Genomic DNA, 20,381 nt, shown 5'->3' with positions numbered 1-20,381 from the left:
CCGGTGGGCTCTGACGCCGGGTCCGCTCCGCGAGAGGCCGCCGCGTACTGGGAGGAGACGGCGCCGGGACGCGGGCGGCGGCGGCCCCGCGCGGACGTGCTGAGCGACGCTCCCCGCCTGCGGTTCGACGGGGAGTGGCGGTTCCGGCTCGCGCCGACCGCCGCCGGCACCGGGCCCTCGTTCGCGGACGTCGACCTCGACGACTCCGACTGGGACCTGCTCCGCATCCCCTCGCACTGGGTGCTCGAGGGCCACGGCGACCCGCTCTACACGAACACCGCCTACCCCTTCCCGCTCGATCCGCCGCACCTGCCCGACGAGAACCCGACCGGCGACCACCGCCTCCGCTTCGACCTCCCCGCCGACTGGCCGGAGGGCGGCCGTGCCGTCCTGCGGTTCCAGGGCGTCGACTCCTGCGGGGCCGCGGTGCTGAACGGAGTCGAGCTCGGCTGGTCGACCGGCAGCCGCCTGCCGTTCGAGTTCGACGTCACCTCGTCGCTGCGCCGCGGATCGAATCTGCTCGCCGTACGGGTGCAGCGCTGGTCGGCCGGCAGCTACCTCGAGGACCAGGACATGTGGTGGCTCCCCGGGATCTTCCGCGAGGTCGAGCTGCTCTGGCGTCCCGACGGCGCGGTCGACGACGTCGTAGTGACCGCCGACTGGCGGGACGGCACGGGCACCCTGCTGGTGCAGGCGCTCGACGCCGACGGCGGACCGGTGGCCGCAGTGGTGCGCGTGCCGGAGCTCGGGATCGAGACGACGGCGGGCGAGGCCGTGTCGGTCGCGGCCGAGCCGTGGAGCGCGGAGTCGCCGCGCCTGTACCGCGGCACGCTCGAGGCCGCGGGCGAGCGCATCGAGCTGAGCATCGGCTTCCGCACCGTGCTGATCCGCGACGGCGTCTTCACCGTGAACGGAGTGCCGGTGCGGCTGCGCGGGGTGAACCGGCACGAGCACGACCCCGACCGCGGACGCGCGCTCGACGAGGCCACGATGCGCCTGGACATCGAGCTGATGAAGCGGGCGAACGTCAACGCCGTCCGCACCTCGCACTACCCGCCGCACCCCGCCTTCGTCCGCCTCTGCGACGAGCTCGGCCTCTGGGTGCTCGAGGAGTGCGACATCGAGACCCACGGCTTCATCTACGCGGGGTGGGAGGGCAACCCGCCGACGGATCCGCGGTGGCGCGACGCGCTCGTGGACCGCGTGACGCGCATGGTCGCCCGCGACCGGAGCCGCCCGAGCATCGTGATGTGGTCGCTCGCGAACGAGAGCATGGTCGGCGAGGCCTTCGACGAGCTGCGGCGGGTCGTGCTGGAGCTCGATCCGACCCGGCCGATCCACTACGAGCGCGATCCGAGCTACCGCGACTCGGACGTGTACTCGGTGATGTACCCGTCGCTGAGCGATCTCGAGGCGATCGCGGAGCGACGGGAGCCGACTCCCGAGGGGTCGTGCCGGGATCGTTCGACGACGTCCGGCGCCGCCGCCTGCCGTTCGTGCTCTGCGAGTACGGGCACGGCGATGGGCAACGGGCCGGGATCGCTGGACGAGTACCAGCGGATCCTCGAGTCGTCCTCGCGCATGGTCGGCGGCTTCGTCTGGGAGTGGATCGACCACGGCTTCCGCGCGGCCAGGGCTTCCGCCACGGCGGCGACATCGACTTCTCGCCCAACGGCGGCAGCTACTGCATCGACGGACTGCTCTTCCCCGACCGGACGCCGTCGCCCGGCCTCGCCTCGCTGGCGCGCGCCTACGCGCCCGTCGTGATCGACGTGACGGCCGCGACCGTGACCGTGCGCAGCCGGCAGGACGTCGTCGACACCTCCGCGCTGCTGTTCCGCTGGAGCATCGCGGACGAGGGGGCGACGGTCGCGGAGGGGTGCTCGACGTGCCGGCGGTGCCCGCGCGGGAGTCCGTGACGGTCGCGGCGCCGAATGCCCCGGAGGGGGACGGCGAGCGGGTGCTGACCGTGACGGCGGAGCTCGCGGATCCCGCGTCCTGGGCCCCGCAGGGGCACGAGGCCGCGTGGGGGCAGGCGGTGCTGGTGCCGGAGGCCGATGTCGAGCGGGGAGCCCTGACCCCGGTCGTCGCGGGCGAGCGACTGCAGGTCGGCGCCGCCTCCCTCGACGCCCGGACCGGCGCCCTGCTGGAGCTCGCGGGCGTGCTCGTCGACGGGCCCCGCCTCGATCTGTGGCGCGCCCCGACCGAGAACGACCGCGGCCAGGGCGTGCTGAACGCCCTGGCCGCCGAGTGGGTCGCTGCGGGACTCGACCGGATCGTGCACCGCACCCTCGAGGTGGCGGCGAGCGCCGACTCCGTCACGGTCGTGACGCGCAGCGGCCCGGCGACGCGGACGCTCGCCGTCGTCAGCACGTTGACCTGGACGGCAGACGGCGACGCGGTGCACCTCGATGCGCGCTTCTCGTTCACGGGCGACTGGAGCGACACCGCCTACGGACACCTCTCGGTCACTCCGCCGCGCCTCGGTCTGCGGATGGGGCTGCCGGCCTACGCGGACGCGGAGTGGCGCGGCCACGGCCCCGGCGAGTCCTACGCGGACACCGTCGGCGCCTCCCGTCTCGGTCTCTGGCGCTCGAGCATCGACGCGCTGCAGACGCCGTACGTGGTGCCGCAGGAGAACGGGAACCACGTGGGCACGCGGCGGCTGGCGCTCTCGGGGGCAGGGCTTCCGACGCTCGAGGTGACAGGGCTGTTCGACTTCACCGCGCGGCGCTGGTCGAGCGAGGACCTCGCCGCGGCGGCGCACCCGCACGAGCTGCGCGACTCGGGGCGCGTGCTGCTGAACCTCGACGTGCGGCAGCAGGGCGTCGGCAGCGCCTCGTGCGGCCCGGCGCTGCCCGAGCGCTACCGCGTGCCGGTGGAGGATGCGGCGCTGTCGCTGACGTTCCGGGTGCTGGCGCCGGGCTGACGGTCGACGTCACTGAAGGAGGCCTCTCCCTGGAGCCACGACGGTCCGCGCCACCCCTCCTCGGAACCAGGGGCCTCCAGTAGCGTTTCGACCAATCGCCCCCTCCCCAGCCTCTCCACGATGCTCACATGGGAGGGGCCTTGCCGTGAACTGCCGTCATGACGGTCAGGCCGCTCTCCACCCGTCGTCGTCCACGAACGAGCTGCAGAACGAAGGCTGAGCGGGCCGATCGAGGCGGATCACCCCGGATCGGGCCGCTCAGCCTTGCTTCTGCGGATCGCCTCGCCGCACGGCGCGGCTCAGGCCCTCGATCAGGTCGTGCTGCGCGTGGTGGCCCGCCCGCGTCGGCACCAGCGGGTACACGTGCAGCTGCCCGACGGCCTCGTGCAGCTCGAACGGCACTCCCGCCGCGGCCGCCTTCTCGGCGAGCAGGTGCACGTCGGGGTTCAGCACATCGCGGGTGCCGGTGAACACGGTCAGCGGCCCCAGCCCCGCGTAGTCGCCGAACAGCGGGCTGACCGCCGGGTCGAGCAGGTCGAGGTCGCCGCGCCAGTGCTCGGCGAGCACGCGCCCGCCGGGGGTGCCGAGCCACGGATCCGTCGGCTGCACGAGCGGGATGCGCGGGTTGCTCCACGACAGATCGAGGGCGGGAGAGATCAGCACGGTCCGCGGCAGCACCACGCCCTCGTCGCGCAGTGCGAGCGCCGTCGACAGAGCGATCTGACCGCCCGCGGAGTCGCCCGCGAGGCAGGTCGGGCCGTACCGGTCCAGGCTCCTGCGCACCAGGGCGAGCACCCCGTCGCGGGCCTCGCGCGCCGTGCCGAACGGCACGAGCGGGTAGATCGGCAGGGTCACGGCGATCGACGCGTCCGCCGCGATGCGGGCGGCGAGGCGCCAGTGCTGCGGGTGGATCTCGTTCACCCAGCCGCCGCCGTGCGCGTACACCGCGCCTCCGAGCACGCGGTCGCGCGGGCGCAGCGTGTACACCGGCCAGCCGGCCACGTGCTCGACGTCGACGCGGATCCCGGACGCGAGGCGCGCCGGCGGTCCGTACGGAGCGGGCCGCAGCTGCGCCTCGCGGATGCGCCGCCTCGCCCCCTCCTCCGTCACGAAGGTGCGGTTCGCGCGGGCGAGCCGCAGCGCGAGCGGGACGAGGGCGTCGGGCACCGAGAGGGTCATGCCGTGAGCATCGCCTCTCCCGGTGCGCGGACGCTGGGCGTCAGGACCGCCGGATCGGGGCGACCCCGTTCCCGAGCGGATGGTGCAGATCCCGGATCAGGCGCGCGAGCAGGTCCGGCTTCTCGACGAGCGCGCCGTGAGTCGCCCGGGGCAGGATCGCCAGCTCACCGTCCGGCAGCGCCTCGAACATCGACACGAGGTGCTCGAACCGCACCTCGTCGTCGTCCCCCGCGACGACGAGCACGGGCATCGCCAGCCGGCCGAGATCACCGGGATCCAGCTGCGGCTCGAGGGCGTGCAGCCGGGCGGACTTCGCGACGACGACCGGCCAGTGCTCACGCCCGTCCGGGGACACCTCGCCGTACGCGTCGCCGAGGAACTCGGGAGCCTCCCCGTTCAGCACCCCCGCCCGCCAGCCGTCGCGGTGGAAGACCCCTGCGCCGACCACCAGGGTGCGGACGAGGTCGGGGCGTCGCAGGGCGAGAAGCAGGCCGACGATCGCACCGTCGCTCCAGCCGACCACGTGCGCAGGTCCGAGTGCGAGCTCGTCGAGGACCGCCGCCACCGCGTCCGCCGCGTCCACGAAGCTCCACTCGCCCAGGACATCGGGGCTGCGGCCGTGACCCGGCCGATCGACGACGACCCAGCGGTACTCGGGCAGGTCTCTCGAGCAACGGCGCCATCGAGCGGGGAGTCGGTGCCGCGGGTGCAGCGCGACGAGCGGATCGCCCTCACCCGAGACGGAGTGCCAGATGCGCGAGGTGTCCATGCCGAGACCGTACGCCCGCTCGGGCCTCAGCGCCCCCTCCTCCTCCAGCAGCATGCCGACCGAGGTGGCGCACGCGTCGCCGCGCCACGCCTCGATCCCCTCGCGCACCGCGAAGACGACGATCACGAGTCCGGCCACGGCGTCGGCCCACCACCAGCCGAGCAGGGCGTTGAGCGCCAGCCCGATCAGGACCGCCGCCGACAGCCACGTGCAGACGAGGGTCTGCTTCGAGTCGGCGACCGCGGTGGCGGAGCCGAGCCCCGCCCCGCGCGCCGCTCGGCGAGCGAGAGGAACGGCATCACGACCACGCTCAGCGCGGTGATCGCGAGCCCGAGCGGGCTGATCGCGGGCTCGCTGCCGGCCGCCAGCGACAGGATCGACGACACGGCGACGTAGGCGGCGAGCGCGAAGAACGCCACGGCGATCACGCGGAGGGTTCCGCGCTCGTAGCGCTCGGGGTCGCGGCGGGAGAACTGCCACGCGACTGCCGCGGCCGAGAGCACCTCGATGCCGGAGTCGAGCCCGAAGCCGATCAGCGCCGTCGACGACGCGGCGGCTCCCGCGCTCAGGGCGACGACCGCCTCGACGAGGTTGTAGCCGATCGTCACGGCGACGATCAGGCGGACGCGGCGCAGCAGCAGCGCGCGGCGGGGCTCGGCGAGCGCGGTCACGAGCAGGTGCACCCCGTCGCCGGAGCAGCAGTCGGGCTCGACGTACAGCACGACGCGCAGCAGGTCGCCGAGGGCGTCCGCGAGGTGCGGATCGGCCAGCCGGTACCAGGTGCGGCGCCCCTCCGGGACCGCCTCGACCAGCCCGCAGCCCCGCAGGCACGCGAGGTGGTTCGACATCGACTGCCGCGAGACGCCGAGCGCCTCGGCGAGGTCGGAGGGGAACGCCGGCGCCTCCCGCAGCGTCAGCAGGATGCTCGCGCGGGTCGGATCCGACAGCGCCGAGCCCATCCGGGCCAGGGCGGCGGTGTGGGTGAGGGTCGCCGTGCTCAGTGCGGCGACAGTACACGATCCGGTGTACTGTCGCCGCCGCGCACGGCCGCCGACAGGCCGCTCCGGGCCCTACTGCACCGACCAGCCGCCGTCCGAGGCGAGCACGATCCCGTTCTACGTTCGCGGAGTCGTCGCTGAGCAGCCAGGTGATCGACGCGGCCATCGTGTCGGCCTCGACCACCGGCGGGATCAGCGCGAAGAACGGTGCGAGGCGCTCGCGGGCGAAGTCGCTCGACATCGTCCCCTCGATCCCCGTGGCGGTGGGGCCGGGAGCGACCGCGTTCGTGCGGATGCCGGAGCGCCCGTAGAGGAACGCCGAGCTCTTCGTGATGCCCACGACCGCGTGCTTGGACGCCGTGTAGGCGGTGCCGGCCGCGTTGCCGCGCAGCGAGCGCCTCCGACGCCACGTTCACGATCGCCCCGCGACCGGCCTCGAGCATCGCCGGCAGCACCGCGCGGCTGAGCGCGAACGTGCCGTCGACGTTCACCGAGAACACCCGGCGCCAGAGCGCGTCCTCGGTCTCGTGCAGCGGGGTCATGCCGTCCATGATCCCGGCGATGTTGGCGAGGCCGTCGATCCGCTCGCCGGCCGCGGCGACGATCGAGGCGACCCCGTCCGTCGAGGTGATGTCGGCCGTCACCGTCACGATCGAGCCCTCCGGCGAGGCTGCGGCGAGCGCCTCGATCCCGGTCGGCACGACGTCGACCGCGATCACCCGGCCGCCCTCGCGCACGATCCGGCGGGCGGTCGCCCGGCCGATGCCGGACCCGGCGCCGGTGACGATCACCGTCTTCCCGACGAAGCGGCCGGAGCCGTCCTGCGCCTCCTCCTCCGTCTCCTCCGGCGGGATCACGCCGCCGTTCGCCTGCTTCACGAGAGTGTCGACGAGCTCCTGCGGGAACGCGCCGCCGCCGAGCTCGACCATCGCGCGCAGCGACAGGCTCGCCGCGGGGCGCAGCGCCTCCTCCGACTGACCGCCCTGGGCGAGGATCCCGCGGAGGATCCGACCGCCGACGGCGTCGTCGAGCCACTCCTGCAGCGTGTTCTTCGAGGTGAGGGTCATGCGGGTCTCCTTCGATCGGGGCGGCATCGGTGCTGTGATAGTAAATATCTCATTTGAGACTGAGTCTCAACCGCGGATCGGAACCCTCCGGCGGCGCCTCGGCTCCGAAGTCCTCTCGGCGGGCGTTCCGGCCCGCCGCCTCCGGAAGGACCCCGCATGCCCATCCCCGCCGTGGACTACGCCCACATCCGCCTCACCGTCCGCGACATCGCCGTCTCGCGCGCCTTCTACGACTCCGTCTTCGGCTTCGACGTCGCCTTCGAGGCACCGCCGGCCGACGCACCCGCCGAACAGCAGGAGCAGCTGGCCTTCCTCTTCGGCGGAGTGATCTACTCCTTCCCCGGCGGACTGCTGGGCCTGCGCCCCGTCGCCGCCGCCGACGACCGCTTCGACGAGGACCGCGTGGGCCTGGACCACCTGAGCTTCGCCGTCGCCGGACCGGACGAGCTGCAGGCCGCCGTCGCCGTGCTCGACGAGCTCGGCATCGCGCACGAGCCCATCAAGGACACCGGCCCGCAGAGCATCCTCGAGTTCCGCGACCCCGACGGCATCGCGCTCGAGATCTCGGCCGCCAACTGAGCCGGGCGCCGCGGCCTCCGCGCCGCGGCTCCTAGGCTGACCGCATGACCGCACCGCTCCGCGACCGCACGCGCGCCCTCCTGCGCGCCGAGCTCGCCGACGCGGTGCTGGCCGTGTTCCTCGAGCGCGGCTACTCCGCGGTGACGGTGGAGGAGGCCGCGCGCGAGGCCGGAGTCTCGCGCGCGACCTTCTTCCGCTACTTCCGCAGCAAGGAGGACGTGGTCGTCGCCGCCGTCGAGGGCGACCGCGTCGATTACGCCGCTCCCGTCCGCGCCCTGCCCGCCGACGCCGCACTCTCGGGCTGGGAGCTGGTGCGCGCCTCCGTCGAGCCCGTCGTCGTCGTGGCGACCCGCGAGCCCGAGGTCTACCGGGCGCGACTCCGCTTGATCTCGAGCGAGTTCGCACTCAAAGCGCGGCTGCGCGAGCGCCGCGCCGAGGGAGCGGAGGCGCTCGCCGACTCGATCGCCGCGAGGGGTGTCGAGCCGCTCACCGCCCAGGTGCTCGCCGCCGCCGGCCTCGCCGCGGTCGACGTGGTGTGGGAGGAGTGGGCCGCGCACGAGGACGCCGACTTCCGCACGATGGTCGACGAGGCCTTCGCGAGGCTCCGGGCCGGAAGCTGAACCCTTCCGAGCGTGAGCTCGCACGGGCGACGGAGCACACTGGTGGCATGACCGCGACGTCGATGATCGACCCCTCCGTCCCTCCCTCCGGCGCCGGCTGCGTCGAGTGCGATCGCACCGGAGCGTGGTGGGTGCACCTGCGCCGGTGCGCGCTCTGCGGGCGCATCGGCTGCTGCGACGACTCGCCGAACCGCCACGCGACCGCGCACTACGAGTCGATCGGCCACGCCGTCATCCGCAGCTTCGAGCCGGGTGAGGACTGGTTCTGGGACTACCGCACCGGCGACTACGCGGACGGGCCGCGGCTCGCGGATCCGCAGGAGCACCCGCTCGACCAGACGGCGCCAGGGCCTGCCGACCGGCTGCCGGCGGACTGGCGGGAGCAGCTGGGGGCCTAGGCCCGGCGCACGACGCGGGCCGAGGCTCCGGCCCATTCGAGCGCGAGGGCGTCGAGCGAGAGGTCGAGCGCCGAGGCGAGGGCCGCGACGGTGCCGAACGCCGGGCTGGGGAGGCGGCCGGTCTCGATCTTGCGGAGCGTCTCGGGCGAGAGCCCGGCCTGCGCGGCGACCTCGTTCAGCGTGCGGGTGCCGCGGGCGCGCCGGAGTGTCTCGCCGAGCCGACGGCCGGCCTCGAGCTGCTCGGGGGTGAGGGGTGCGCGGACCATCACGGCGGGCTCCTTCGATCGGGCGGGCGGCGGGCGGTGGCCAGTGGCTGGTATTTTCATACCAGCCGACCGGTATTAGTATACCGAAATGATCGAGCTGCACACCTCCGCCGAGATCGACGAGATGCGCGCGGCGGGCGCCTTCGTCCGCGACACGCTCGCCTCCCTCTCCGCCCGCGCCGAGGTGGGCATGAACCTGCTCGAGATCGAGCAGGCCGCCCGCCGGGCCGTCGACGAGCGCGGCGCCGTCTCCTGCTACTGGGACTACGCGCCGTCGTTCGGCAACGGGCCTTTCCGCAACGTGATCTGCACCTCCGTCAACGACGCCGCGCAGCACGGGCTCCCGCACGACTACCGGCTGCGCGACGGAGACGATGCTGAGGCCTGGACTTCGCCGTCTCGGTCGACGGCTGGGTGGCCGATGCCGCGGTGACCACGATCGTCGGGCGAGCCGAGCGGAGCGACGAGGAGCTGATCCGCTCGACCCGCGACGCCCTCGCGGCCGGCATCGCGGCCGCCGTGCCGGGCAACCGCGTCGGCGACCTGTCCGCCGCGATCGGCGCGGTCGCCGCCTCCGCCGGCTACCCGGTGAACCTCGAGTTCGGCGGGCACAGCGTGGGCCGCACGATGCACGGCGACCTGCACATCCCCAACGACGGGCGCGCGGGCCGCGGCTACCGGCTGCGGCCCGGCATGGTGATCGCGCTCGAGCCGTGGTGGGCGAAGACGACGTCGCGCATCCGGATGGACCCCGACGGCTGGACCGTGCGCACCGCCGACGGCAGCCGCGCCGCGCACACGGAGCACACGCTCGCGATCACGGAGGACGGGCCGCTGGTGCTGACGGGGTGACGTCCTGGCGTCCGCGAGCCATAGTGTGAGTGCAGGTCGAGGAGGTTCATCCACCGGCACTCGCTCGCAGCGCCATCGAGCGCGGCGACGAGCGGCATCGAGCGCGGCGACGAGCGGCATCACGAGACGGCTTCCCCGGGAGCGCACGCCGTCCCCTCCGCAGCCTCAATAGTCACGGCGGCCAGCGCGATCACGAGTAGGCCACCGTGCCTGCACCCCCCTTCGAGACGCCTCGCCTTGGGGTTCGCTGGCGTAGACACCCGCCTGACGGGACTGATGAGCAGGTCGCCAGTCGTGCCCTTGCTGAAGTTGTGCGAAAATCACACGCATGGACAAACTTGCTCTCGGCCAACGTGTTGCACAAGCTCGCGACGACGCGGGCGTGACTCAAGACGGTCTCGGACGAGCCGTCGGCCTTGATCGCTCAGCAATCTCACGCCTCGAGAAGGGCGAACGCAAAATAAACGTCCCTGAGTTGGTTCAAATCGCCGAAGCTCTTTGAACGGCCACTGTCCTATTTCGTCTCTGACCCCGTTCAGGCCGTAGTCAGCAGGCGAAACGACCTTACAAATGCTCACGGAAGCACGAAGAAACTGGACGCGGAATTAGACCACTTTGCGCTGGATATCCAGTTTCTCCTGCGGCGAAATCTAATCCCGACGCCTGACCGGCTACAGCTGGACGTCCCACAGGATCACTCGGCCACTGAATCAGCTGCAAGTCGCGCCCGCACGCAAGCTTCTCTTGGGACAGACCCAATCGAGGATCTCGGTCGTGCCTGCGAAACCCTCGGCCTCTACGTCCTCTCCTCCTCCTTGGGAGATCGCGGCGCAGATGGTGGTTGCGTCGAGGTCGACGGCTCAACCGCGACCGTCGGTGCGGCGGTTCTCAATGGGGATATGCCATCGGGTCGTCGGCGGATGACTCTTGCACACGAATTAGGACACTGGCTGTTCGGCGACGCCTACGACTCGGAAGCATCCTCCGAGACGGAGAGAATGATCAACTCATTTGCCATCCACTTCCTGGCCCCACGAGCCGGGGTGACCAAACTATGGAATGCCTACAGTTCTTGGAAGGTCCGAGACCGGGCTCTTGCCGTCGGTGCGATATATCGACTTAGTTGGTCTGCCACAATCAGTCAATTGCGCAACCTGCACCTCATCTCCTTCGACGAACATCGCACTTTCGGCAGTTACGAGCCAACGGCGGGCGACTACTTACGGCTCGGGCTTATCTGGTCTGATGAATTTAAGGAGTCGTATCTTTCTCCGGCGCTCACTTCTTCAATCCTTAACGCCTACGTTGCAGAACAATTGACCGCCGCGCGAGCGATCGAACTTCTGAGAGGAACGCTTTCGACGGCAGATTTACCGCAGCGGCCGGAGGGAAAAATAGAAGATCTGCGGGATCAGTTTGCCGGTCATGAGAAATAGCGGCGGCAGGTGGGTGATCGATACGAGCGCTTACACTCACCTGTGCCGCGCTGGACACGCATACATACTTGAGAAACTTGCACCAGCAGGATCGGTGCTTGTACCCACCTACGTAAACTGGGAGATAGAAAACGGGCGTAACACGCATACAAGCATTCCGTCAGTCAGTGGCTCCTCCTGGGCAGAACTAGCCATTCTGACGGAAGACGAAGAAGAGACCATGCTTGAGGTGAAAGCCGACATGGCTGGCGGCCCCACCCAGCATATTGGCGAATGCGCAGTCATCGCGATCGCCCGACACCGCGGGTTTACTGCTGTTATTGACGAACGCGAGGCTGTAAATCAAGCGAATTTTCGCGGCGTCGATAATGTGGGTACTATTTGGATCGTCATTGAGGCCTATTTGACAATTTTTGATCGCGACCGCGCGAAAGCTGAGAAAGTTGTAGATGATTTACTACTAACAGGCATGTGGCTACCCGTAACGTCTGGTGCAGGGCTTTTTGCTTGGGCTTATAGGAATGGCCTACTTCCTCGAGATTAGTCGCCTCAGCCGAGGTCGCCGGCCATGCAACAAAACGCCGTTGACAACATCAACGACGGCACCGACGAGTGGATTGAGCGAGCGGTGCTGCCCGCGGGCCATGGAGTGGGCCGGCGCACGAGTTGCCGGCCCTCTCCGCATCACCCGGTGACGCTCGCTGGTTGCGTGGGAACGCCAGCACCGCCCGTGATGAGGCGCGCTTTCGAGCGGCTCGAGGTGGCACCCTCGGAGAATGAGCGCGCAGAAGACCGGCCCCACCGACGCGAGCGTCGACGAGTTCCTCGCGGCGGCTGTTCCGGCCCGCCGTCGAGAAGACGGAGTCGCGCTCGCCGCGCTCTTCCGCGAGGTCACCGGTACGGAGCCGGTGATGTGGGGGCCGTCGATGGTCGGCTTCGGCAGCTACCGCTACGTCTCCCCTCCGATCCGCGCCGCACCGGCGTCTGGCCGAAGACGGCGTTCTCACCGCGGAAGGCGCAGCTCTCGCTCTACGGGCTCAAGGACCTGCCCGAGGGAGCCGCGCTGCTGCCTGAGCTCGGCCGATTCACCGAGGGTGCCGGCTGCGTCTACGTGCGCACCCTCGACGACGTCGACCTCGACGTGCTGCGCCGCCTCGTCGCGATCGCCTTCTCGCGAAGCGACGACCCGACCCCCTAGCCCACCAGCGCCGCGCGTCACCCGCATGGCGCAATGCATGTCGTGCGAGCGGATGACCGCGGTCGGTCCTGCGGGACGACGACGCGGCACGCGGATCCGAGGATCGTGGAGCAGGTCGGAGCGCACCCCGCGCTCCGACCCGAGGAGGATCCGATGCCGATCGCCGCCGCACCCGTCGCCACCGCACCCGCCAGCACTGCACCGGTGGCCGCCGCCCAGCCTGCTCCGACCGCCGAGTCCGTAGCGCGCTTCCCGACCGCCGTCACGCCGACCGACTCGCGGCACCGTCTCCGCCGGATCGCCACCGCTCCCCTCCGCGGTGCCCTCTCGGTCGTGTTCATCACGACCGTCGTCGCCGGCAGCGTGCTGCAGGGCGTCGGCTACCTCAGCAACGTCGGCCTCCGCGCGCTCGACGAGCCGCACTCGCCTCGACCTACCCGCACCCCGTCCGCACCGACTCCGAAGGCCTCCCATGCTCTCGACCGACTCCGCCCGCCCCGACTCCGCCCTCGCCCTCCTCGGCGCCGGCGCCCTGCCGCTGACCGTCATCGAACTCGGCGACAGCGTCGACTTCTACCTCGCCACCGTCGCCCACCGCGGCTGACGCGGCGTGGGGCTCCGCCGGAGTCGTCGCGCCGACCGGGTGCAGCGGGAGGTGCGTCACCTTCTGAAGCGAAGTCGATGCGCGCCGAAATCGGTCGAACACCGCTCGAGACAGTATTTTCACTCATATCAGGCACGATGCCGAGGACTTAGAGTTCTGTCGTGCCAGCGCCCCGACAGAATCCCAAACCGGTCAAGATCCCGATCATCGTGGACATTCCTCAAGAATCTCCCGGCCTGAACTTCGACCGCTACGTCGACGGCCTCGTCGGAGTTGTGCGAGGCGGTGATCCCGCCCGGTACACGATCGGTCTGTACGGGGCGTGGGGTACGGGTAAGAGCTCGATTCTCGCCGCGCTCGAGAACAAGCTGAAGGACGCCTCTGACGAGCTGTTCGTCGTGCACTTCGATGCGTGGAGGTATGAGAAGTACGAGAACATCCTGTTCCCGCTTCTCTACTCCGTCAAACGGGCCGTCACCTCAGCGTCCTCCGCCAAGAGCGCGACCATTCGCAACGCCCTGAGCGGACTGCTGCAGAACCTGGAAGTGTCTTTCATGGGTGTCGGCGTCCGTGTCGAGCGTGGAGAGTCGGAGCGCGGCGAAGCGTACTCGATGCCCTTCGAGGATCTCCACAAGCTCTCCGCCGGAATCGGCAAGGACAAGAGGATCGTCGTCCTGGTCGACGATCTAGACCGATGCTCCCCGACAACATCGTCGATCTGATCGAAGCGATACACGTCCTGACGGATGTTGAAGGGTTCGTGTTCGTACTCGCTCTCGACTACGCCGTGCTCACGACCGCCATCAAGAAGCGCTACGAGAATGTCAATCCAGATCAGTTCGTCGAGAAGATCATCCAGGTCCCCTTCCGGATTCCGGCACTCGACGGAGCCGCAGAAGCATTGCTCGAGGCGGTCATTCCGAAGTGGGCGAGCATCAAGTCGGAGTGGTTCCCCGGCCTGGAGGACGAGCTAATGACGCGCGTGATCAGCGCCGCGCTCCGATCCAATCCTCGGCAGGTCAAACGCCTCATCAATTCGCTCCTGATGACGAAGCACATCGCGTGGGGATCGACCATCTCGGACGAGACCCTGTTGATCCTGCTCGCTCTGCAGCTCCGATGGCCGGGACTCTTCGCTGCCTTCCACCGGAACATCCATCTGGCGGATGAGAACGACGTGGAGACGCTCGGCGGTCTCTCCTGGCTGAAGATGCACTACCAGGGGGACGACGACGACTCCACCGCGATCGACCTCGGGGCGGAGTTCGCCGAGAACACGCCGGAGGAGGAGAGGAGGAGCGGGTTCACCGACTTCCTGGTCTCGTTCTTCGCTGAGGAGACTCGTATCGACTACCTGACTCAGGCGATGGCGCTCACGGCGGCGACCACGCAGACCGAGCCCGCACAGCTGGTCGGACTGTCCAACTTCGCCACCCGGCTTTCTGCGGCGCCGGAGGCTCTGTCGGATCTTGTGCACGAACTGGTGAGCTACGCGCAGAACCTCGGCGCGGATGTGAAGCCTCGGGACAACCGGACCTACCTCGGCTTCGGCCGACCGAAGATCTTCGCCAGCATCAATTTCCGACCCAGCAAGGGAATTGTCCTGATCTACGCGCCGATCCCTCTGACTCCCGAGGATCTGGCCCGAGGCTACGTGCACGACGCCTCCGCGAGAGGCCATCACGGGTTCGGCGGATTCGAAATCATCCTCCGTCCGGGAGAGCAGGAGCAGCTTGCTTTCGCGAAGGCAGTGATTCAGAAGAGCTACGACCAGGCGTCCTGAAGTCCCTCCGGAGGCGGCGGGCTCAGTCGCCTCCGCCGCCGCCTCCATCGCCTCCGCCCGAGGAGCCGCCGGAGTCCGAGGATCCCGACCCGCCGTCGTCCGGCCCGGTGTCGGCGCGGTCGTCCGAGCGACCGTCCGTCGATCCGGTCGCGGCACCGCCGCCTCCATCACCCGCTCGCCGATCCGGCGCCCCGGGACCGCCAGGACCGCTCGGCCCGCCAGGCCCGTTCAGCATGCTCCGCTTCTGCAGGAGCAGCACGATCACGGACCCCACGACCAGCACTCCGACGACCAGCGCCACGGCCGTTCCTATCGCACTCCCACCCATGACGACTCCGCTCGCTCGCTGCGCGCCCGGTGCGCGTCGCGGCCAGCCTAGGCAGGGCCCCCTGGACCCGCCTCCCTCCCGGGGCGGAGGTGGGCGCCGCGCTACGGTGTGCGGATGACGACCGAGAGACAGCCGACGATCCGCGACGTCGCGGTGCGGGCGGGTGTCTCCTACCAGACCGTGTCGCGCGTGCTCAACGACAGTCCTCAGCTGCGCCCGCGGACCCGGGAGCGGGTGCTCGCCGCGATCAGCGACCTCGGCTTCCGGCCCAGCGCGGCGGCACGGGCGCTCGCGACGAGCCGCAGCGGGCTGATCGGGATCCTCGCCGCCGAGAGCCACAGCTTCTACGGCACCGCCACCGCGATGGCCGCGATCGAGCAGGCGGCACGCGACGCCGGCTACCGGGTGCCGGTCGTCAACGTCGCGTCGCCCGATGCGGAGTCGCTCGCCGACGGGCTCGAGCACCTGCAGCGCGAGTCCGTCGAGGCGATCGTCGTGCTGGCACCTCAGGAGCGCGCGCTCGAGGCCATCGAGAGCCTGTCGATCGGGGTGCCGTTCGTCACCCTGGGCGCGGCGGGGCGCGGAGCGGATCCTCGACTCCTGGTCGATCAGGCCGCCGGCGGGCGGCTGGCCACCGAGCATCTGCTCGCCCTCGGGCACCGGCGGATCGCGCACGTCGCGGGTCCGCAGCACTGGGTCGAGGCCCACGCGCGCCTCGAGGGATTCACGACGCGGCTCGCCGAGGACGGACTCGAGCCCGCCCGCGTGATCGAGGGCGACTGGAGCGCCGAGTCCGGCTACCGCGCCGGACTCCGGCTGCTCGACGGGGTCGCGGACCTCGACGCGGTCTTCGCGGGGAACGACCAGATGGCGCTCGGACTCCTGCACGCATGCGCCGATCGCGGCGTGCGGGTGCCCACGGACCTGAGCGTCATCGGCTTCGACGACGTCCCGGAGGCGGCGCACTACCTGCCGCCGCTGACCACGATCCGCCAGGACTTCGCCGAGGTCGGCCGCCGCACCATCGGCGTCGTGCTGGCGGAGCTGCGCGGCGAGACCGCGGCGGTCGACCTGCCCGTCGCGCCGCAGCTGGTCGAGCGGGCGTCGACCGCGCGCTCCGTCCGCTGAGCAGAACCTCTGCTGAGGCTGCTCGTCAGCCGCGATCATCGCTGAGGCACGAGCACAGCCGAGGTTCTGCACGCGGCGGCCTCGTTGCCAAGCCGGACGCGAGTCGCCTACTCTGACTCCTGGCTTTGTGAACGGTCACATCGCCCGAGCGAGGAGCACGATGGACCAGCGACGGCCCCCTTCCGCCCCCGGTGGAGACGCGATCACGAGCGGCGCGACCGCCCTCGGGATCGAACTCGGATCCACCCGCATCAAGGCCTGTCTCGTCGACGCCGCCGATCCGTCGGTCGTGCTCGCGACGGGCAGTCACGAGTGGGAGAACCGGTTCGTCGACCGGCGCTGGACCTACTCCCTCGAGGACGTCTGGTCGGGCCTGCAGGCCGCGTTCGCCGACCTGGTCGCCGACGCGCAGGAGCGCCACGGAGTCGCTCCCACCACCTTCGGGGCGCTCGGCGTCTCGGCGATGATGCACGGCTACCTCCCTTCGACGCGAGCGGCGAGCTGCTCGTGCCGTTCCGCACCTGGCGCAACACCAGCACCGGTCCGGCCTCGGAGCAGCTCACCGAGCTGTTCGGCGCCAACATCCCGCTGCGCTGGTCGCTCGCGCACTTCCACCAGGCCGTCCTCGACGACGAGCCGCACGTGGCCGACGTCGACTTCCTCACGACCCTCGCGGGCTACGTGCACTGGAGGCTGACGGGCCGCAAGGTCCTCGGAGTCGGCGACGCGTCGGGCATGGTCCCCACCGATCCGGCGACCACCGACTACGACGCCTCCGTGCTCGAGGCGTACGACGGCCTCGTGGCCGGCCGCGGTCTGCCCGCACTGCGCGACCTGCTGCCCGAGGTGCTCCCCGCGGGCGCCGAGGCGGGCGAGCTCACCGCCGAGGGCGCACTGCTGCTCGACCCCACCGGCGCGCTGCAGGCCGGCGTGCCGTTCTGCCCGCCCGAGGGCGACGCCGGCACCGGCATGGTGGCCACCAACTCCGTCGCCCCGCGCACCGGCAACGTCAGCGCCGGCACGAGCATCTTCGCGATGGTCGTCCTGGAGCGGCCGCTCGCGGGCGTCCACCACGAGCTCGACCTGGTCGCGACTCCGGCCGGCGACCTCGTCGCGATGGTGCACTGCAACAACGGAGCGAGCGAGCTCGCGACGTGGGTCGGCCTGTTCTCGCAGTTCGCGGCGGCGCAGGGCCTCCCCGCCGACAGCGACGCCGTCTACGGCACGCTGTTCCGCGCGGCGCTCGAGGGCGACGCCGACGCCGGCGGACTCCTCGCCTACAACCACCTCGCCGGCGAGCCGATCGCGGGCCTGGTCGAGGGCCGTCCGCTCGTCGTCCGCACCCCGGACTCGCGGCTGACGCTGCCCAACTTCGTCCGCGCGCAGCTTCCCTACGGCGTCTTCGGCACCCTCGCGCTCGGCATGCGCGTGCTCGCCGAGGAGGGCGTCGAGCTCGACGCGATGTCGCGCACGGCGGCATGTTCCGCACGGCCGGAGTCGCGCAGCGCTTCCTCGCCGGAGCGCTCGACGCGCCCGTGGCCGTCGCCGAGACCGCCTCCGAGGGCGGGCCCTGGGGCATCGCCGTGCTCGCCGCCTTCCGCCGCGACGGCGGGGCGACCTCAGCGCGTACCTCACCGACCGCGTCTTCACCGGCTACTCCTTCGACAGCGTCGCCCCCGACGCCCGCCGACGTCGCTGGCTTCGCCTCCTACCTCGAGCGCTACCGCGACGGCCTCGCCGTCGAGCGGACTGCCGTCGAGACCCTCACCGACACCCGACCCACCGCACAGGAGAGACCGCATGACCTTCGATCCGGCCACCGAGGAGGCGATCGCGCGCGTCCGCGAGGACGTCGCCCGCCTGCACTCCGAGCTCGTCCGCTACGGCCTGGTCATCTGGACCGGCGGCAACATCTCGGGCCGCGTACCGGGCGCCGACCTGTTCGTGATCAAGCCCAGCGGAGTCTCGTACGACGACCTCGCGCCCGAGAACATGATCCTGTGCGACCTCGACGGCGTCGTCGTCCCGGGCAGCGCCGGCAGCGACCGCAGCCCGTCCAGCGACACCGCGGCGCACGCGTACGTGTACCGCGAGATGCCCGAGGTCGGCGGAGTGGTGCACACGCACTCCACCTACGCCACGGCCTGGGCGGCGCGCGCCGAGGCGATCCCCTGCGTCATCACGGCGATGGCCGACGAGTTCGGCGGCGAGATCCCGATCGGCCTGTTCGCCATCATCGGCGACGACTCCATCGGCCGCGGCATCGTCGCGACCCTGACCGGGCACCGCCTGCGCGCGGTCCTGATGCAGAACCACGGAGGTCTTCACCATCGGCAAGGACGCGAAGGACGCCGTGAAGGCGGCGTCGTCATGGCCGAGGACGTCGCCTCGCACCGTGCACCTCGCGCGCCAGGGCGGCGAGGTCGTCCCCATCCCGCAGGAGTCGATCGACGCCCTGTTCGACCGCTACCAGAACGTCTACGGACAGAACCCCACCGGAGCCATCGCATGAGCACGACCAGCACCCCCCGATCCGGCAGCATCATCCCCGACCTCGCCACGCGCACCGTCTGGTTCCTGACCGGCAGCCAGGACCTCTACGGCGAGGACACCCTCCGCCAGGTCGCCGAGCAGTCGCAGGCCGTCGTCGCCGAGCTGAACGCGGCGAGCGCGATCCCCGTCACGATCGAGTGGAAGCCGGTGCTGAAGAGCTCCGACGCGATCCGCCGCACCATGATCGACGCCAACGCGGACGACTCCGTCGTGGGCGTCATCACCTGGATGCACACCTTCAGCCCCTCGAAGATGTGGATCCACGGCTTCGACGCGCTCGCCAAGCCGCCGCTGCACTTCCACACCCAGGCGAACGTGGCCCTGCCGTGGCAGGACATCGACTTCGACTTCATGAACCTCAACCAGGCCGCGCACGGCGACCGCGAGCACGGCTACATCCTCAGCCGCATGAGCGTGCCGCGGAAGACGGTCGTCGGCCACGCCAGCGACGCCCGCGTGACGGAGTCGATCGGCATCTGGTCGCGCGCCGCGTCCGGCTGGGCCGCCTCGCAGAGCATGAAGGTCGCCCGCTTCGGCGACAACATGCGCAACGTCGCCGTCACCGAGGGCGACAAGACCGAGGCCGAGATCCGCCTCGGCGTCAGCGTCAACACCTGGGGCGTCAACGAGCTTCGTCGAGCGCGTCGACGCGGCGACGGCCGAGCAGATCGACGCCCTCGTCGCCGAGTACGTCGAGAGCTACGACGTGGTCGCCGAGCTGCTCCCGGGCGGCGAGCGCCACGAGTCGCTCCGCTACGGCGCGGCGGTCGAGATCGGCCTGCGCTCGTTCCTGGAGGAGGGCGGATTCGAGGCGTTCACCGACAGCTTCGAGGACCTCGGCGGACTCCGCCAGCTCCCCGGCCCGGCGGTGCAGCGCCTGATGGCCGACGGCTACGGCTTCGGCGGGGAGGGCGACTGGAAGACGGCCGTCCTCATCCGCATCGCCGCCGTCATGGGCGCGGGCCTCCCCGGCGGCACCAGCCTCATGGAGGACTACACCTACGACATGACGCCCGGCGAGGAGCTGATCCTCGGTGCGCACATGCTCGAGGTCTCGCCGACGCGTGTCGTCGAAGCGCGCCACGCTCGAGATCCACCCGCTGGGCATCGGCGGCCGCGAGGACCCGGTGCGCCTGGTCTCTCACCGCGGACGCGGGACCCGCCGTCGTCGTCGCGCTCAGCGACGTGCGCGAGCGCTTCCGCCTCGTCGCGAACGCCGTGCAGAACGTCGAGCCGCCGCAGACGCTGCCGCACCTGCCGGTCGGCCGCGCGGTCTGGCAGCCCGCCCGGACTTCAGCACCAGCGCCGCCGCGTGGATCACCGCGGGAGCGGCCCACCACACGGTCATGACGACGCAGATCGGCGTGGAGGCATGGGAGGACTTCGCCCGCATCGCCGGCGTCGAGCTGCTCGTCATCGACGAGGGCACCACGCTCCGCGGCTTCGAGAACGAGCTGCGCGCGAACGCGGCGTACTACCGGCTGTCGCAGGGGCTGCAGCGCCTGCCGCCGGAGGGCCCGTCGCGTCGCGCGGCGGGCCCTCCGTGCTGTCCGCGGTCGGCGACCGAGCTGCGCCGTCCTGAGATCCGCCCCGCCGGACCGTTCGTTGCGCGCCACGACGAATGCTCCCGTCCGGGGGAAACGGACAGGAGGAGCCCGTAAACTCGGACCTTCGGAGCAGCCCGGGGGCCGGGC

At 70.8% G+C, this 20,381-nt stretch carries 16 protein-coding genes and 9 pseudogenes; 17 read left to right on the top strand and 8 right to left on the bottom strand.

The features are described from left to right. Positions 1 to 3 precede the first annotated feature (3 nt). Genes AC0CII_RS18805 through AC0CII_RS18795 form a run of 3 tightly spaced genes read left to right on the top strand, consistent with a single transcriptional unit; the run spans position 4 to position 2,929 of the window. Positions 4 to 1,767, top strand: coding sequence for a glycoside hydrolase family 2 TIM barrel-domain containing protein (locus AC0CII_RS18805; RefSeq protein ID WP_465230299.1), 1,764 nt, complete (start codon positions 4 to 6; stop codon positions 1,765 to 1,767). After that, a complete protein-coding gene (locus AC0CII_RS18800) occupies positions 1,764 to 1,919 on the top strand; it encodes a hypothetical protein (protein WP_465230298.1) in 156 nt (51 codons plus the stop codon). The genes AC0CII_RS18805 and AC0CII_RS18800 overlap by 4 nt, the downstream gene beginning before the upstream one ends. Beyond that, positions 1,880 to 2,929, top strand: coding sequence for a beta-galactosidase small subunit family protein (locus tag AC0CII_RS18795; RefSeq protein WP_465230297.1), 1,050 nt, complete (start codon positions 1,880 to 1,882; stop codon positions 2,927 to 2,929). The genes AC0CII_RS18800 and AC0CII_RS18795 overlap by 40 nt, the downstream gene beginning before the upstream one ends. Before the next feature lie 258 nt (positions 2,930 to 3,187). Here the strand turns inward: AC0CII_RS18795 and AC0CII_RS18790 are convergent, their stop codons facing one another. From AC0CII_RS18790 to AC0CII_RS18765, 6 genes and pseudogenes are all read right to left on the bottom strand, one after another. After that, entirely contained in the window at positions 3,188 to 4,108 is a 921-nt protein-coding gene (locus AC0CII_RS18790; protein ID WP_465226810.1) for an alpha/beta hydrolase fold domain-containing protein, read from the bottom strand. 40 nt (positions 4,109 to 4,148) lie between these two features. Beyond that, positions 4,149 to 4,877: an alpha/beta fold hydrolase gene (locus AC0CII_RS18785; RefSeq protein ID WP_465231010.1), complete on the bottom strand. Its 729-nt coding sequence runs from the start codon at positions 4,875 to 4,877 to the stop codon at positions 4,149 to 4,151. Between the two features lie 36 nt (positions 4,878 to 4,913). Next, positions 4,914 to 5,548 (bottom strand): annotated as a pseudogene (locus tag AC0CII_RS18780) (cation efflux transmembrane domain-containing protein); the annotation flags it as partial. Then, positions 5,545 to 5,836 (bottom strand): annotated as a pseudogene (locus AC0CII_RS18775) (ArsR/SmtB family transcription factor). The pseudogenes AC0CII_RS18775 and AC0CII_RS18780, both read right to left, overlap by 4 nt. 217 nt (positions 5,837 to 6,053) lie before the next feature. After that, positions 6,054 to 6,215 (bottom strand): annotated as a pseudogene (locus tag AC0CII_RS18770) (SDR family NAD(P)-dependent oxidoreductase); the annotation flags it as partial. A 115-nt stretch (positions 6,216 to 6,330) separates the two neighbouring features. Beyond that, positions 6,331 to 6,804 (bottom strand): annotated as a pseudogene (locus AC0CII_RS18765) (SDR family NAD(P)-dependent oxidoreductase); the annotation flags it as partial. A gap of 294 nt (positions 6,805 to 7,098) precedes the next feature. Between AC0CII_RS18765 and AC0CII_RS18760 the strand changes: the two are divergent. The 3 genes from AC0CII_RS18760 to AC0CII_RS18750 are packed head-to-tail and all read left to right on the top strand — an operon-like array spanning position 7,099 to position 8,539. Next, a complete protein-coding gene (locus AC0CII_RS18760) occupies positions 7,099 to 7,521 on the top strand; it encodes a VOC family protein (protein WP_465226815.1) in 423 nt (140 codons plus the stop codon). Between the two features lie 44 nt (positions 7,522 to 7,565). After that, complete coding sequence (locus AC0CII_RS18755) at positions 7,566 to 8,141, top strand: TetR family transcriptional regulator (protein WP_465230296.1); 576 nt, start codon at positions 7,566 to 7,568, stop codon at positions 8,139 to 8,141. A gap of 47 nt (positions 8,142 to 8,188) precedes the next feature. Further along, a complete protein-coding gene (locus AC0CII_RS18750) occupies positions 8,189 to 8,539 on the top strand; it encodes a UBP-type zinc finger domain-containing protein (protein ID WP_465226817.1) in 351 nt (116 codons plus the stop codon). Here AC0CII_RS18750 and AC0CII_RS18745 read toward each other — a convergent pair. Next, a complete protein-coding gene (locus AC0CII_RS18745; RefSeq protein ID WP_465226818.1) occupies positions 8,536 to 8,805 on the bottom strand; it encodes a helix-turn-helix domain-containing protein in 270 nt (89 codons plus the stop codon). The genes AC0CII_RS18750 and AC0CII_RS18745 overlap by 4 nt on opposite strands. 88 nt (positions 8,806 to 8,893) lie before the next feature. Here AC0CII_RS18745 and map point away from each other — a divergent pair. The 7 genes and pseudogenes from map to AC0CII_RS18710 all read left to right on the top strand — a co-directional run bounded on the left by map (position 8,894) and on the right by AC0CII_RS18710 (position 14,678). Next, positions 8,894 to 9,657 (top strand): annotated as a pseudogene (gene map, locus AC0CII_RS18740) (type I methionyl aminopeptidase). A gap of 328 nt (positions 9,658 to 9,985) precedes the next feature. Continuing rightward, positions 9,986 to 10,159 carry a helix-turn-helix domain-containing protein gene (locus AC0CII_RS18735; RefSeq protein ID WP_465230295.1) on the top strand — a complete coding sequence of 58 codons (174 nt, stop codon included), beginning with the start codon at positions 9,986 to 9,988 and terminating at the stop codon, positions 10,157 to 10,159. Further along, complete coding sequence (locus AC0CII_RS18730) at positions 10,128 to 11,093, top strand: ImmA/IrrE family metallo-endopeptidase (protein ID WP_465231009.1); 966 nt, start codon at positions 10,128 to 10,130, stop codon at positions 11,091 to 11,093. Before AC0CII_RS18735 ends, AC0CII_RS18730 begins: the two co-directional genes overlap by 32 nt. Further along, positions 11,083 to 11,637: a PIN domain-containing protein gene (locus tag AC0CII_RS18725; protein WP_465226821.1), complete on the top strand. Its 555-nt coding sequence runs from the start codon at positions 11,083 to 11,085 to the stop codon at positions 11,635 to 11,637. The genes AC0CII_RS18730 and AC0CII_RS18725 overlap by 11 nt, the downstream gene beginning before the upstream one ends. Positions 11,638 to 11,853: 216 nt before the next feature. After that, positions 11,854 to 12,291, top strand: a complete 438-nt coding sequence (locus tag AC0CII_RS18720; RefSeq protein ID WP_465230294.1) for a DUF1801 domain-containing protein — start codon at positions 11,854 to 11,856, stop codon at positions 12,289 to 12,291. A 472-nt stretch (positions 12,292 to 12,763) separates the two neighbouring features. Beyond that, positions 12,764 to 12,895, top strand: coding sequence for a hypothetical protein (locus tag AC0CII_RS18715; RefSeq protein ID WP_465226824.1), 132 nt, complete (start codon positions 12,764 to 12,766; stop codon positions 12,893 to 12,895). A 161-nt stretch (positions 12,896 to 13,056) separates the two neighbouring features. Then, positions 13,057 to 14,678, top strand: a pseudogene (locus AC0CII_RS18710) (P-loop NTPase fold protein). Positions 14,679 to 14,700: 22 nt separating this feature from the next. Here AC0CII_RS18710 and AC0CII_RS18705 read toward each other — a convergent pair. After that, positions 14,701 to 14,979: a hypothetical protein gene (locus tag AC0CII_RS18705; protein WP_465226826.1), complete on the bottom strand. Its 279-nt coding sequence runs from the start codon at positions 14,977 to 14,979 to the stop codon at positions 14,701 to 14,703. A gap of 141 nt (positions 14,980 to 15,120) precedes the next feature. Between AC0CII_RS18705 and AC0CII_RS18700 the strand changes: the two genes are divergently transcribed. From AC0CII_RS18700 to araA, 4 genes and pseudogenes are all read left to right on the top strand, one after another. After that, the gene (locus AC0CII_RS18700) at positions 15,121 to 16,134 is read left to right on the top strand and encodes a LacI family DNA-binding transcriptional regulator (protein WP_465226827.1); all 1,014 of its coding nucleotides are present in this window, start codon (positions 15,121 to 15,123) and stop codon (positions 16,132 to 16,134) included. Between the two features lie 160 nt (positions 16,135 to 16,294). Then, positions 16,295 to 17,900, top strand: a pseudogene (locus AC0CII_RS18695) (xylulokinase); the annotation flags it as partial. A 34-nt stretch (positions 17,901 to 17,934) separates the two neighbouring features. Beyond that, positions 17,935 to 18,462: pseudogene (locus AC0CII_RS18690) on the top strand (L-ribulose-5-phosphate 4-epimerase); the annotation flags it as partial. A gap of 180 nt (positions 18,463 to 18,642) precedes the next feature. Next, positions 18,643 to 20,183: pseudogene (gene araA / locus AC0CII_RS18685) on the top strand (L-arabinose isomerase); the annotation flags it as partial. Positions 20,184 to 20,381: the final 198 nt, after the last annotated feature.

It is taken from the genome of Rathayibacter sp. AC182, assembly GCF_979253875.1.
The sequence above is the reverse complement of the archived record's forward strand: the minus strand, read 5'-3'. Positions and strand labels throughout refer to the sequence as shown.

Excerpts from the sequence above, each read along its gene's own strand:
- AC0CII_RS18755 (WP_465230296.1), top strand. The coding sequence starts at position 7,566 with ATGACCGCACCGCTCCGCGACCGCACGCGCGCCCTCCTGCGCGCCGAG.
- AC0CII_RS18735 (WP_465230295.1), top strand. The coding sequence starts at position 9,986 with ATGGACAAACTTGCTCTCGGCCAACGTGTTGCACAAGCTCGCGACGAC.
- AC0CII_RS18750 (WP_465226817.1), top strand. The coding sequence starts at position 8,189 with ATGACCGCGACGTCGATGATCGACCCCTCCGTCCCTCCCTCCGGCGCC.
- AC0CII_RS18725 (WP_465226821.1), top strand. The coding sequence starts at position 11,083 with ATGAGAAATAGCGGCGGCAGGTGGGTGATCGATACGAGCGCTTACACT.
- AC0CII_RS18785 (WP_465231010.1), bottom strand. The coding sequence starts at position 4,877 with ATGGACACCTCGCGCATCTGGCACTCCGTCTCGGGTGAGGGCGATCCG.
- AC0CII_RS18715 (WP_465226824.1), top strand. The coding sequence starts at position 12,764 with ATGCTCTCGACCGACTCCGCCCGCCCCGACTCCGCCCTCGCCCTCCTC.
- AC0CII_RS18790 (WP_465226810.1), bottom strand. The coding sequence starts at position 4,108 with ATGACCCTCTCGGTGCCCGACGCCCTCGTCCCGCTCGCGCTGCGGCTC.
- AC0CII_RS18760 (WP_465226815.1), top strand. The coding sequence starts at position 7,099 with ATGCCCATCCCCGCCGTGGACTACGCCCACATCCGCCTCACCGTCCGC.
- AC0CII_RS18700 (WP_465226827.1), top strand. The coding sequence starts at position 15,121 with ATGACGACCGAGAGACAGCCGACGATCCGCGACGTCGCGGTGCGGGCG.
- AC0CII_RS18745 (WP_465226818.1), bottom strand. The coding sequence starts at position 8,805 with ATGGTCCGCGCACCCCTCACCCCCGAGCAGCTCGAGGCCGGCCGTCGG.